Origin of the sequence: Kribbella antibiotica, assembly GCF_004349055.1 — a bacterium.
Lineage (GTDB): Bacteria > Actinomycetota > Actinomycetes > Propionibacteriales > Kribbellaceae > Kribbella > Kribbella antibiotica.
Genome location: NZ_SMKX01000215.1, coordinates 1 through 12,528 on the forward strand (window position 1 = coordinate 1; position 12,528 = coordinate 12,528).

Genomic DNA, 12,528 nt, shown 5'->3' on the forward strand with positions numbered 1-12,528 from the left:
TGGCCAGACCCACCGCCACCGCCTCAACCGAGGCGGCGACCGGCAAGCCAACAAAGCGCTCTACGTGATCGTCATCAGCCGACTCCGCCACGATCCACGCACCCAGGCCTACGCAGCGAAACGCACCGCCGAAGGCCTGTCAAAGAAAGACATCATCCGCTGCCTCAAACGCCTCATCGCCCGCGAGATCTACTACGTCCTACGCCAACCAAACCCCAAGCCAACCGCTGCTTGACATCCATAGGAGCATCCAACCTCGGCGACAGTCCAAGCGCCACGCTCAGCCGGCGACGGGAAGCCGCCCTCGGAAGTACTTGGTGAGTGGCGGGCGTCCGCTTGCTTAGCTGACCTTGGGTTTGTTGTCGGTGAGGAACCAGGCGGCCAGTACGCCGGCTATCGCGCCGAAGAGGTGGCCTTGCCAGGAGATCCCGTCTTGTGGAAGCAGGCCGCCTAGGAGGGCGCTGCCCCAGACGCCGATGACCACGACTCCGACGAGGACTTGGGAGATGCGGCGGTTGAAGATGCCGCGGGCCACCAGGTAGGTGGCGTAGCCGAAGACGACGCCGCTGGCGCCGATGGTGATGGTGTTCGGCGGAGACACCAGCCAGGTGCCGAAGCCGCCGATGACGGTCACGAGGGCGGTGACTGCGGCCAGACGGGCGGCGCCGCTGAGCGCGATCAGGGCGCCGAGGGTGACCAGCGGCAGGGTGTTGGAGATGAGGTGGCCGAAGCCGAGGTGCAGGAACGGAGAGGTGACGATGCCGATCAAGCCCTCGGGGTCGCGCGAGATGATCCCGTACTGGTCGAGGCGGCCGTTCAGTGCGGTGTCGACGATCTCGCTGAGCCACATCAGGCCGATCAGCACGGCGAGCAGCTTCAAGCCGCTCCCGATCCGCGACGTGTCCACCGTCCGGCCCGTGCGCTTAGCGGGTGTCTGAAAACTCATGTCCCCACGATGCCGTATTGGACCAAGTCTCAGGACGCGGCGGGCGCGGCGACAGCGCAGCGTGATCTCTGGGATACTTAATGTTGCTGTCGAGGGGGCTTGGGGGAACGACGATGCCGATCGCCGTGTACGTGCTCGGGTTGAGCATCTTCGCGCAGGGGACGTCCGAGCTGATGCTCGCCGGACTGCTGCCGGAGATGTCCGAGGACCTCGGCGTGTCGATCCCGGCCGCGGGGCTGCTGATCTCGGCGTTCGCCTTCGGCATGCTGCTCGGCGCCCCGATCCTGGCGGTCTTGACGCTGAAGTGGTCTAGGCGCACGGCGCTCCTGCTGTTCCTCGGCATCTTCACGCTGACCCACATCGCCGGCGCCCTCACCCCGAACTACGCCGTCCTGCTCGCCACCCGCGTCATCGGCGCTTTCGTGTACGCCGGGTTCTGGTCGGTCGCCGCGGTCACGGTCGTGGCCATGGTTCCGGCCAACCGCCGGGCACGCGCGATGAGCATTGTCACCGGCGGGCTCACGATCGCGACGATCGTCGGGCTGCCGATCGGGACGGTTCTCGGTCAGCACCTCGGCTGGCGGGCGGCGTTCTGGACCGTCGCCGGCCTGTGCATCCTCGCGATGATCGGCGTACTGCGGACCATCCCGGCCGGTCGGCCGGACCCTGCGCAAGCACCCCGGCTGCGCGAGGAGCTCAAGGTCCTGGTGAGCCCGCGGCTGTGGCTCGCGTTCGCGACCACCGCGCTGGTCACGGCGTCGATCCTGGTCGTCTTCAGCTACCTCGCGCCGCTGCTCATCCAGACCACCGGGCTTCCCGCCGGTGCCGTGCCAGGCGTGCTCGCGCTCTACGGCCTCGGCTCGTTCATCGGCATCGCCATCGGAGGCCGGTACGCCGATGCGTTGCCGTTCCACACTCTCTTCACCGGCATCACAGGCGTGATCGTTCTGTCGGCGGTGCTCGCGCTCACTGCGGGCAGCCCGATCGTGGCGGTCGCGGCGATCTTCCTGCTCGGCGGGTTCGGCTTCGCGGTGAACCCCGCCCTGAACGCCCGCGTTTTCAGCCTGGCCGGGGACGCCCCGATCCTGGCGACCGCGACCAACTTCTCGTCGTTCAACATCGGGATCACGCTCGGGCCGTGGCTCGGCGGGATCGCGATCAGCGCGGGGGCCGGGTATCGCTCCCTCGGCTGGATCGCGGTCGCCACCGGGCTCGCGGCCCTCGCGACGGTCGTCGTAGCCGCCTACCTTCCGGTCAGTTCACCGGCCCACTCGGATCAAGGTGCGACGGATCGAAGTCTGCCTTCCGCTTGAACACGTACTTGTTCAGCACCCAGGTCAGCGCCCACAGCGCGAGTCCGAGCAGCATCAGCCAGCCCGCGATCTCGTAGTCCTTCGTCGCCCGGCCGGACAGCGGGCTGGCCAGGTAGACGCACAGCACGGCACCGAGCACCGGCAGCACTGTTGGTGCACGGAAGTGCTTGTGCTCGACCCGGTCCCGGCGCAGGACCAGCACTGCGACATTCACGATGGCGAACACGCACAGCAGCAGGAAGGCCGTCGTACCGCCGAGAGCCGTCAGGTCGGCGTACCCAATCAGGACGAAGGCGAGCAGGGTGGTGAAGATGATGGCGACCCACGGCGTCCGGCGCTTGTGCAGGACCCGGCCGAGCGGGCCCGGCAGCACCTTCTCGTGCGACATGCCGTAGAGCAGCCGGCTGGCCATCAGCATGTTGATCAGGGCCGAGTTGGCGACCGCGAACATGGTGATCCAGGCGAAGATCTCGACCGGGAAGCCCGGTGCGCCGACCTTGATCACCTCGAGCAGTGGCGCGTCGCCCTTGCTCAGCTTCTCCGGCGGTACCAGTGTGATCGCGGAGATCGCGACCGCCACGTAGATGACACCGGTGATGCTGAGGCCGATCAGCATCACCTTCGGGAAGATCTTGACCGGGTCCTTGGTCTCCTCGGCCATGTTCACCGAGTCCTCGAATCCGACCATCGCGAAGAACGCCAGCGCGGTCGCCGCGGTCACCGCACCGAACGGGGACTCACCGGCCGGCACCTTGAACTCGGTCAGCCGCGAGGTGTCACCGTCGCCGCTGATCAGCGCCCAGGCGCCGACGCCGATCACGATCAGCAGACCGGTCAGCTCGACAGCGGTGAGCACGACGTTCGCCTTGACGCTCTCGCCGACGCCGCGCAGGTTCACGATCGCAATCAGCGTCATGAACGACAAAGCGGTGATCAGCAGCGCCGTGCCGTGGCCCTTGCCGATTCCGGCGGCGACGAAGAAGTTCGCCGTGAACGCCTTCGACGCGCTGGACGCGGATGTGAGGCCCGAGCACATCACTGCGAAGGTGAGCATGAAGGTCAGGATGTGAATGCCGAACGCCTTGTGCGTGTAGACCGCTGCGCCACCGGCCTTCGGGTACTTCGTGACGAGCTCGAGGTAGGCGGTTGCGGTCAGCAACGCGACGACGAACGCACACAGGAACGGCAGCCAGACCGCACCGCCGACCTGACCGGCCACCTTCCCCGTCAGCGCGTACACGCCGGTCCCGAGGATGTCGCCGATCACGAACAGCAGCAACAGTCCCGGGCCCATCACCCGCTTCAGCTCGGGCCGGTCAGCGGTCGCAGGCGTCGCGGTGGCGCCTGAGGTGTCGCCCATTGTGCCTCCCTGGATTCGGTGCGTCAGTGGACCATATCCAAGGGTGCAATCGCCACGACCCACGCTGGCCGGAAATGACCGGCAACTCCTGCGAGCATGTGGTCCGTGATGCACCTTCGTCTCATCGTCCCACCCGATCGCAGCGACCGCGTCCTGAACACCCTGGTCGACGATCCCCGGGTGACGAGCGTCGTCAGACTGCCCGGAGCCGCCCAGCGGCCGGCCGGTGACGTCGTCGAGTGCGACGTCACCCGCGAGGCGACCTCCGACATCCTGGACTTCCTGAAGGATCAGGGACTGCACGACGACGGATCGGTCGCGGTCGCGGTTGTCGAATCCAGCCCGTCACGCAACGCCCGCGCGACCGAGAAGGCGGCACCGGGCGCACCCGACGACGCGGTGATCTGGGACGCGGTCGTCGATCAGGCGTACACCGAGGCGAGTGGTTCGTGGAGCTACTACACCTTCCTCACGCTGGCCACGATGATCGCCGCAGTCGCCGTCGTCACCGACTCGTCGATTCTCGTGGTCGGCGCCATGGTCGTCGGCCCGGAGTTCGGTGTCGTGGCAGCGCTCGCGGTCGGGCTGGCTCTGCGCAACCGCGGGCTGACCTGGCGGGCCGCGCTGCTGCTCGTTCGTGGGTTCGCGCTGGCGATCGTGCTCACCGCGCTCGCTGCGTTGCTGGCACGGGCGGTGGGCTGGGTCGACACCGAGTCGATCACCGCCGCCCGGCCACTGACCGGATTCATCTGGCGCCCGGACAAATGGTCGGCGGTGGTCGCCGTACTGGCTGGGTGTGCTGGTGTGTTGTCGCAGACCGCCGGCCGGTCGAACGCCCTGGTCGGGGTGTTCATCTCGGTGACCACAGTGCCGGCCGCCGGCGACTTGGCGCTGTCGGTCGCCCTCTGGGCACCCGGCCACATCGGTGGCGCGGCTGCCCAGTTGGGGATCAACCTGGCCGGTATGACGATCGCCGGCGTACTGACCTTGCTGGTGCAACGGTTGGTCTGGCGGTCCTAGCAGGTCGCGAGCATGCTCTGGAGTGCTGTCTTCTCAGCGGACTGGAGAGCCAAGCTGTAGGTGTGCTTCACCCAGATCCGCTCCCGCGCGTAGACGCAGTGCACGGCGGTGTTGGTCGGTTTCCATGCGGACGGGTCCGAGTCGCCCTTGGAGCGGTTACTCGAAGCTGACACCGCGACCAGCTGCGCGATCATCAGGTCGTTCGCGTACTGCTCGCGCTTGGCGGTGGTCCAGCCGCTCGCGCCCGACCTCCACGCCTCGGCGAGCGGGACCATGTGGTCGATGTCGATCGACGAGTCGTCGGCGACCCAGGTTGCGTCGTACGAGCTGTACCAGCGGCCGGCGGTCGGCTCGCACTGGCTGTCCACGGTGACTCCGGTGCCGTCGCGCTTGAGCACCTCATCGCGGGTGTCGCAGGTGCCCGACACGGTGTGCCAGTGCGGGAACTTGTCGCGCGAATATCCGCTGGTCGAGCCTTCGGCCTTGACGGTCAGGCCATTGAGGTAGGTGGTCGCCGTACTGGCGCTCGGTGGGGTCGGCGGTGCAGCCAGGGCTGGGCTCGAAGAGAGCGCCCAGATCGAGGTAGCGCAGAGAGCTAGGGCGGTGAGGCGTCGCATCAGTCAGGCCTTCCAAAGGGCGGATCCCCCCTGACGTGCTGCCTCAAGCCTTGCCCGCCCTGCTCACGCCGGAAACCACCCCGTGGTGAAACCCGAGTGAACGCTCGGCCGAACCGGCAGCACCAGTACGACGTCACACGGCCATGAGAGATCTCCAGTGGGACGGCTGCATCAACGCCCGGGACCTGGGCGGCCTCGGGAGCATGCGAACGGGTGCGATCGTGCGGATGGAGGCGCCGACCCGCCTCAGCGCAGACGGCTGGGAGGCTGCCTGGGCGTACGGGATCCGCACGATCGTCGACCTGCGGCACGTGAACGAGGGGCCTCCGGATCAGGTGCCGCGGCCGGCGGGACTGACCGTCGTACAGGTTCCGCAGGACCCGGCGACCGATACCCCGTTCTACAAGCACTGGTCGCAGCTGGACAGCTTGTCGTCGCCGCTCTACTTCCCTGCGCTGCTGACGGAGTATCCGGAGGTGATCGTGGCCGCGGCCCGAGCGATCACCAACGCCCCTCCGGGCGGCGTGGTGATCCACTGCGCCAGCGGCAAGGACCGCACCGGTCTCCTGTCGCTGGCGCTGCTCGCGTTGGCGGGCACCGAGCCTGAAGTGATCATCGCGGACTACCTACTCACCTACGAGCGGATGAAGCCCCGGTTCGACGAGCTGGGCCTGCGTGATCAGCTCACGGCGGTGACCGACATTGTGATCGCGCATGGCACCACCGTGGAAGCGTCGCTCGCCTCGACCATCGAGATGTTGGCGATGCCGGCTTTCCTCCTCAGCAACGGTCTGCGGAAGGAGGAACTGAACGCTCTTCGCGCTCGCCTGCTAGTCCCGCTCCACGACGGTGAGGGTCCAGCCTGAGGCGGCTGGTTCCAGCTCCGCGTTCCAGCGCTCGCTGACGAGCTTGTGCAGCGCCTTCGGCGTGCCGGGGTCTTTTCCGGACTCCAGTACGTGGCGGGCGACCAGACCGCGGGTGTGCTTGGCCATGTGCGACACAACGGTCCGTACGCCGTTGCGCTCGCGCACCACGTTCACTGACACCCACTTGCCGGCGGTCGGGCGCCAGGCGGCGACGTATGTCGAGGAGCGGCAGTCCACGATCACACCGTCCGCTTCGGCGAGCGCTGCGGCCAGGGGCTCGCGCCAGACACCGGCGAGCGGGCCATGGCCGGGTAGTGACGTCCCCATGGATAGCCGGTACGGCGGTACGCGGTCGGCCGGGCGTAGTGCGCCCCAGGCGGCCGACACGACGAGCAGCCGGTTCGCGGCCCGGCGCTTGGTCCCGGGAGAGAACGTGGAGTAGCCCAGAGCGTCGTACAGGACACCGGAGTACAGCTCAGACACCGGTACGGCGGGCTCCGTGCGCCAGCGCGTGTTGCGCTCGACCTCGGCCTGGAGCGACGGGCCGACGCCCAGAACGCCGTACGCGTCCTGAGAGGCGGACACCTTGGCCAGCGTGTCCAGGACCTGCTCGCGGACCGGGTTGAGCTCGGGGAACGACAGGGTGCCGAAGTCGACGGCTCGGCCACGGGCCTTACCGGTCTTGCCTTCCGACGGGGGCAGCAGGATCAGGGTCACGTCAGATCGTCCAGCACAGCGAGGTCCTCGAGGGTCGGGTCCCAGGTGCCGGCCGCGACGTTCTGCGCGATCTGCTCGGCAGAGGTCGCACCGGCGATCACGGAGGCGACCGCAGGCTGTGCGGCCAGGCCGCCGATTGCGACGTCGATCATCGTCAGGTCCCGCTCGGCCGCAAACTCCTCGAGAGCTTCGAGCTTGTCGAAGTCCGCCCGCTCCAGACGCTGCGGCTGGTTGACCAGCCGGGTGCCGTCCGGCGCGCTCTCGCCGCGCTTGTACTTGCCGGTCAGCATACCGGCAGCCAGCGGGAAGTAGGGCAGGATCCCGATCCCGAGGTGCTCACAGGCCGGGACCAGCTCGTCCTCGACATCGCGCTCGAGCAGCGAGTACTGGTTCTGGGCGCTGATGAAGTGACCGACCCCAGCGGTCCGGGCAACCCAATCGGCGTCGACCACCTGCCAGGCGGCGAACTGCGAGCTGCCGATGTAGCGAACCTTGCCCTCGGCAACGAGCTCGCTCAGGGCGGACAGCGTCTCCTCGATCGGGGTGACCGGGTCCGGAACGTGCAGCTGGTAGAGGTCGATCCAGTCCGTGCCTAGGCGGCGCAGGCTCGCCTCGACCGCCCGGCGGATGTAACGGCGCGAGCCACGGACACCCCAGTCCGGGCCGTTGTCGCCCTTCATGTCGCCGCCGAACTTGGTCGCGATCAGCACCTCATCGCGCCGCGAACCGAGCGCGGCGCCGAGCAGCTCCTCGCTGGAACCGTGCTCGCCGCGATACACGTCCGCGGTGTCGAACAACGTGATCCCCGCGTCGACGGCGGCGTTCACCACCACGTTCGTCCGGGCCGCGTCCAGGCGCCCGCCGAAGTTGTTGCAGCCCAGTCCCACCACACTCACCGTGAGGCCTGAGTCACCCAGTTGCCGGTACTCCATCGTGCTCATAGTCAGAGCATAGAGTGGCGCCATGCCGAGTCTCTCCGTCGACGGCGCCCGTACCCGGGCCGCCGCACTTTCCGTCCAGTCGTACGACGTCGATCTCGACCTTACCCAGGGCGAGCGAACGTTCGGATCCACCACCGTCATCCGCTTCACGGCCACCGCGCCGGACAGCTGGGTGGACGTGAAGCCCGATGAGCTGACCTCGGTCACGCTGAACGGGGAGCCGGTCGATGTGGCCGGGCTGAGCGACGGGCGGCTCGCGCTGGCCGGCCTCCAGGCCGAGAACGAGCTCGTCGTGGTCGCGACGATGGCGTACACCCACGACGGCGAGGGTATTCACCGCTCGGTCGACGCCGCCGACGGTCTGGCCTACCTGTACGGGATGTCGTTCCTGGACGCGGCGCCGCGGATCTACGCCTGCTTCGACCAGCCGGACCTCAAGGCGCCGTACCGGGTGAAGGTGACCGCACCGACCGAGTGGCTGGTGCTGGGCAACGGCGCCGCGACGCAGGTCTCCCCCGGTCGCTGGGAGCTGGCCGAGACCAAGCCCCTGTCGACGTACTTCGTCACGATCGTGGCCGGGCCGTACTACCAGGTCACCGACGAACACGACGGGATCCCGCTGAGTGTGGTCGCGCGGCAGTCGCTGAAGGAGGCGGTGGACCGCGAGGCGGCCGACGTCTTCCGCGTCACCAAGCAGGCTTTCGACGAGTACCACCGGATGTTCGGCTACCGGTACCCGTTCGGTGAGTACCACCAGGCGTTCGTGCCGGAGTTCAACGCCGGCGCGATGGAGAACCCGGGCTGCGTGACGTTCCGCGACCAGATGATGTTCCGGTCGATCGCGACCGACGCGGAGCGCGGCAACCGGGCCCGGACGATCGTGCACGAGATGGCTCACCAGTGGTTCGGTGACACCGTCACCATGAAGTGGTGGAACGACCTGTGGCTGAACGAGTCGTTCGCCGAGTACATGGCGCACCGGGTCTCGACCGCGGCCACCGACTACCAGGACAACTGGATCGACTTCGCCTACATCCGCAAGTGGTGGGGCCTGCAGGCCGACCAGCGCTCGTCGACGCACCCGGTTGCCGCCGACCCGGTCAAGGACGCGATCTCGTCGCTCGACGACTTCGACGGTATCTCCTACGCCAAGGGCGCGGCGGTGCTCAAGCAGCTGAACAACTACCTCGGTGACGACGTCTTCCTCGGCGGCGTGATCGCGCACATCCGGGCCGCCGAGTTCGGCAACGCGACCTTCGGCGACCTGCTCGCCAAGTGGACCGAGGCGGGCGCCGTCGACATCGAGACCTGGGCCCAGAACTGGCTGCGGACACCGGGCCTCGACACCATCAGCGCGGTCCGCACCGCCGACGGCATCAAGCTGCGCCGCGTCGCCCCGGCGGCCTACCCGGCTTCACGACCGCACAAGCTGACCGTCGGTGGGTACGACGCCGCCGGCAACGCCACGATCGTCGACGTCGTGCTCGATGCCGACGAGGTCGACGTACCGCTGGATCCCGCGACGCTGGTGATCATCCCGGACACCGGTGACGACACCTGGGCGAAGATCCGGCTCGACGCCGACAGCCTGGCCAACCTGAACGCCGTCCTGCCGAACATCACCGACGGCGTGACACGGGCCGTCGTACTGAACAGCGTGCGCGACTCGGCCGCCGACGCCGAGCTCGACCCGAACCTCGCCTTCGACATCGTGCTCGGGATGCTCGCCGGTGAGACCAGCGACATCGCCGTCGGCACCCTGGTCGGCTGGGCGCGCAGCCACGTCCTGGGCGGCTACCTCCCGTACGACGCGGGTCGCGCGCGCCTCGAGCAGGTTCTCGCCGACCGCCTCCCGGAGCTGGAGGCCGGTTCGAGTGTGCAACTGGCCGTCGTCCGGGCCTACACCCAGTTCAGCGCGGATGCCGACCGGCTCAACGGCTGGCTGGCCGGCGAGGGCGTACCGGCGGGCGTCACGATGGACGCGGACCTGCGCTGGCTCGTCACGCTGCAGCTCGCCCGCATCGGTGCAATCGGCGAGGCCGGGATCGACGCCGAGCTCGAGCGCGACGCGTCGTCCGAGGGCGGCGAGCACGCGATCCGCTGCCGGGCAGCGCTGCCAACTGCCGCGGCCAAGGAGCGCGCCTGGGCCCAGATCATGACCGATGGCGAGCTGTCGAACTACGAGCTCGACGCGGCCGCCGAAGGGTTCTGGCACCCCGCGCAGCGCGAGCTCACCGCGCCGTACGTCGACCGCTACTTCGCCGAGATCCCGGGCACCGAGAAGATCCGGACCGGGTACGTCGTGGCAACCTCGGCGAGCCGCAGCTTCCCGCGGTTCGAGGTCGAGGAGCGGGTGGTGGCACGCGCCGCCGATCTGGTCGCCGATCACGACGTGGCGGCCGGAATCCGTCGCTCGGTGGGTGACCGCGCTGACGATCTGAAGCGCGCGTTGGCCGTCAGGGCAGCGTACGGGGTCTGATTCGTAACGTTCGCCAGGGCCTGTGTCGTCGCAGTCGCAGCGGGTTGTGACTACTGTGACTGATGTGACTTCAGGGCCCTGGTGAGCAGCGCGAAGGTGATTTCGTGACGTAACCTCCACAATGACCGACCGGTACGGCGTGCCGGTCTTGGTCAGGCCCCGTGTCCCGGGAGAGACTGTCGAGAACCGCACAGGAGAACAAAGGCAATGCGCGAGGCGAGGCTCGTCGGTCTGAGCCAGGATGGCAAACAGCTCATCCTGGCGATGGCAGAGACGGGTGAGGAGTTCGCCGTCCCGGTCGACGACCGGTTGCGTGCGGCCCTGCGCGGCGACCGTGCCCGACTCGGCCAGCTGGAGATTCAAATGGAGAGCGCGCTGCGCCCACGAGACATCCAGGCGCGAATCCGGGCCGGGGAGAGTCCCGAGGCGGTTGCTGCGGTCGCCCAGATGCCGATGGAGCGCGTGATGGCGTTCGCCGGGCCGGTCCTGGCCGAGCGGGACCACATCGCGAACCTCGCCCAGCGTGCCTCAGTCCGCCGTCGTGGTGGCGCCGACGCGCCGACCCGCAACCTCGGCGCGTGGGTGGCCGACCGGCTGCGCACCCGGCACGTCGATCCGGCTACCGCGGACTGGGACGCCTGGCGGCGCGACGACGGCCGCTGGCAGGTCCGCGTCTCCTACTTCGTCGAGGGTGAAGACCCTTCGGAGCCGGAGCGCAAGGACGAAAAGATCGCACTCTTCGCGTACGACGCTCCGGGTCGCTATGCGGTCCCGGACGACGACGAGGCGCGCTGGCTGGTCGGTGAGCAGGCGCAGGTGATTGCCCCGCCGGTGCAGCCGGTTGTTCAGCCCGGTGAGCGGCGACTGACCGCCGTCGCCGATATCGATCTTTCGGTCGCGCCCGATCACGGCGCTGACTCGTACGAGGCCGGCTTCGAGGACACGATCAGTCTGCCGCGCCGCAACCACCCTGGAAACCAGCCGGTTTCCCGGGATGCGGAGCGGGGGCCGCGACGCGTGCACTCGGTGCCGAATCCGGATGAAGAGCCGACCCTGATCGACGTACCGATCGAGCAGCCGCCGGCGTTGCACCCGGGAGTTCGCGCGGTGGAGCGTCCGGCGCAGCCTCCGGTCGAGTCGGCAGCGTTCGCTCCGCCGGAAGAGCGTGCGGCGCCGCCGTCCAATCCGTTCACCGAACGCCGGGATGCTCCGCCTAACCCGAGCCCTGAGTCGCGTGCTCCGGAGCGGCCGGTCGGCCCGCCGCCGGGCGCGATCGATCGTGGACCGAACACCACCCGGATCCCCGAGCCGCCTCGCGAGGAGCGGCCGCCTGTGCAGGCGCCGGCTGAGCGCCCTGCCGAGCGTCCGGTGGCGGCAACTCCCCCGGCGCCCGCCCGCCCAGCCGATCCGCGTACCGCTGACCCGCGTCCGGCTGAGCCCCGCCCGACTGAGCTTCGCCCGCAGCAGACCGAGCCGCCGCGTCCGGTCCAGCCTGCTGAGCCTGCTGCGACTCAGGAGCAACTGCCTGAGGAGCCCGAGGCTGCGGCCGAGGAGCCCAAGAAGAAGCCTGCTCGCCGCGCCGCTAAGCGCGCGAGTGTTCCCAGCTGGGACGAGATCATGTTCGGCAAGAAAGCCGACTGACCTTCCAGCAGTCAGCGAACCCGCATCGATCCGTCGGTGCGGGTTTTGTTGCGTCTACGGACAGTTGTCCCAGATCGCGGACGGTAGCGCGGGTGGTGTTGTCGTCAGGCCCGGGCTCTGCCATGATCGTCCGCATGCAGATTCTGCTGTGTTGTCGCTGTTGTTGTTGCTGACGCGCGCCGTCTCCGGCGCACGAGGCCCTGCCCTTTCCCAGGCCCGCCCGCCGACACCAGCACACACAGGATCTTGCACCCATGAATCTTCCGGCTTTCGCCGATCTTCTCGCGTCCCGTGGCCTCCGCCTGCTCCCCGGCTCCCACGCGGTACCGGTCGAGCTGCTCGTCCAGCTGCCTGACGCCACGATCGCCCGCTTCACCGCCCGCGGCACCACCCTGCAACTCCAGCACTACGCCGCCGACGCCCTGACCGCGATCACCATCGCCGCCGAATGCGGCTGCGGCGACCACCACCCGCAGACCGGCCCCGCCCGCGTCACCCTCAGCCGGTACGCCGTCCCGACCGACGCGCGCACCATCGACGGCGAACTCCTCTTCGGCTGGCAAGCCCACGAGGCCGGCCTCCTCCGCCTCACCGACGCCGCCACCCACTTCTTCACCCTCCTCGAAAC

Annotated in this window: 12 protein-coding genes; 7 read left to right on the plus strand and 5 right to left on the minus strand. The window is 68.6% G+C overall.

The window, feature by feature from the left end:
- Window positions 1–235 (plus strand): transposase (locus E1263_RS39365; RefSeq protein WP_165956754.1); only part of this gene is annotated, 235 nt, incomplete at its 5' end.
- A gap of 105 nt (window positions 236–340) precedes the next feature.
- Here E1263_RS39365 and E1263_RS39370 read toward each other — a convergent pair.
- Window positions 341–946, minus strand: coding sequence for a rhomboid family intramembrane serine protease (locus E1263_RS39370; protein WP_132177048.1), 606 nt, complete (start codon window positions 944–946; stop codon window positions 341–343).
- A gap of 80 nt (window positions 947–1,026) precedes the next feature.
- Between E1263_RS39370 and E1263_RS39375 the strand changes: the two genes are divergently transcribed.
- On the plus strand, window positions 1,027–2,259 hold the full coding sequence (locus E1263_RS39375; protein ID WP_238161983.1) for a Cmx/CmrA family chloramphenicol efflux MFS transporter: 1,233 nt from the start codon (window positions 1,027–1,029) through the stop codon (window positions 2,257–2,259).
- Here E1263_RS39375 and E1263_RS39380 read toward each other — a convergent pair.
- A complete protein-coding gene (locus E1263_RS39380; protein ID WP_132177050.1) occupies window positions 2,201–3,619 on the minus strand; it encodes an APC family permease in 1,419 nt (472 codons plus the stop codon). The two genes, E1263_RS39375 and E1263_RS39380, sit on opposite strands and share 59 nt — an antisense overlap.
- A 108-nt stretch (window positions 3,620–3,727) precedes the next feature.
- Between E1263_RS39380 and E1263_RS39385 the strand changes: the two genes are divergently transcribed.
- Window positions 3,728–4,639 (plus strand): DUF389 domain-containing protein, encoded by a 912-nt coding sequence (locus E1263_RS39385; protein WP_132177068.1) that lies wholly within the window; start codon window positions 3,728–3,730, stop codon window positions 4,637–4,639.
- Here the strand turns inward: E1263_RS39385 and E1263_RS39390 are convergent.
- Window positions 4,636–5,256 (minus strand): HNH endonuclease family protein, encoded by a 621-nt coding sequence (locus E1263_RS39390; protein WP_132177052.1) that lies wholly within the window; start codon window positions 5,254–5,256, stop codon window positions 4,636–4,638. The genes E1263_RS39385 and E1263_RS39390 overlap by 4 nt on opposite strands.
- A 143-nt stretch (window positions 5,257–5,399) precedes the next feature.
- Here E1263_RS39390 and E1263_RS39395 point away from each other — a divergent pair, with 143 nt between their 5' ends.
- On the plus strand, window positions 5,400–6,122 hold the full coding sequence (locus E1263_RS39395; RefSeq protein WP_132177054.1) for a tyrosine-protein phosphatase: 723 nt from the start codon (window positions 5,400–5,402) through the stop codon (window positions 6,120–6,122).
- Here the strand turns inward: E1263_RS39395 and E1263_RS39400 are convergent.
- Entirely contained in the window at window positions 6,087–6,839 is a 753-nt protein-coding gene (locus E1263_RS39400; RefSeq protein WP_132177056.1) for a YaaA family protein, read from the minus strand. The two genes, E1263_RS39395 and E1263_RS39400, sit on opposite strands and share 36 nt — an antisense overlap.
- Complete coding sequence (locus E1263_RS39405; RefSeq protein WP_132177058.1) at window positions 6,836–7,780, minus strand: aldo/keto reductase; 945 nt, start codon at window positions 7,778–7,780, stop codon at window positions 6,836–6,838. The genes E1263_RS39400 and E1263_RS39405 overlap by 4 nt, the downstream gene beginning before the upstream one ends.
- 22 nt (window positions 7,781–7,802) lie before the next feature.
- Between E1263_RS39405 and pepN the strand changes: the two genes are divergently transcribed.
- From pepN to E1263_RS39420, 3 genes are all read left to right on the plus strand, one after another.
- Window positions 7,803–10,259, plus strand: coding sequence for an aminopeptidase N (gene pepN / locus E1263_RS39410; RefSeq protein ID WP_132177060.1), 2,457 nt, complete (start codon window positions 7,803–7,805; stop codon window positions 10,257–10,259).
- Window positions 10,260–10,466: 207 nt separating this feature from the next.
- Window positions 10,467–11,900, plus strand: a complete 1,434-nt coding sequence (sepH, locus tag E1263_RS39415) for a septation protein SepH (RefSeq protein ID WP_132177062.1) — start codon at window positions 10,467–10,469, stop codon at window positions 11,898–11,900.
- Window positions 11,901–12,154: 254 nt separating this feature from the next.
- The coding region (locus E1263_RS39420) for a hypothetical protein (protein WP_132177064.1) at window positions 12,155–12,528 on the plus strand (374 nt) is incomplete at its 3' end.

What these genes read in the sequence shown, in the direction of transcription:
- E1263_RS39380 (WP_132177050.1), bottom strand. Translation starts at nt 3,619, where the DNA reads ATGGGCGACACCTCAGGCGCCACCGCGACGCCTGCGACCGCTGACCGG.
- E1263_RS39370 (WP_132177048.1), bottom strand. Translation starts at nt 946, where the DNA reads ATGAGTTTTCAGACACCCGCTAAGCGCACGGGCCGGACGGTGGACACG.
- E1263_RS39390 (WP_132177052.1), bottom strand. Translation starts at nt 5,256, where the DNA reads ATGCGACGCCTCACCGCCCTAGCTCTCTGCGCTACCTCGATCTGGGCG.
- E1263_RS39395 (WP_132177054.1), top strand. Translation starts at nt 5,400, where the DNA reads ATGAGAGATCTCCAGTGGGACGGCTGCATCAACGCCCGGGACCTGGGC.
- E1263_RS39385 (WP_132177068.1), top strand. Translation starts at nt 3,728, where the DNA reads ATGCACCTTCGTCTCATCGTCCCACCCGATCGCAGCGACCGCGTCCTG.
- pepN (WP_132177060.1), top strand. Translation starts at nt 7,803, where the DNA reads ATGCCGAGTCTCTCCGTCGACGGCGCCCGTACCCGGGCCGCCGCACTT.
- sepH (WP_132177062.1), top strand. Translation starts at nt 10,467, where the DNA reads ATGCGCGAGGCGAGGCTCGTCGGTCTGAGCCAGGATGGCAAACAGCTC.
- E1263_RS39405 (WP_132177058.1), bottom strand. Translation starts at nt 7,780, where the DNA reads ATGAGCACGATGGAGTACCGGCAACTGGGTGACTCAGGCCTCACGGTG.
- E1263_RS39375 (WP_238161983.1), top strand. Translation starts at nt 1,027, where the DNA reads ATGTTGCTGTCGAGGGGGCTTGGGGGAACGACGATGCCGATCGCCGTG.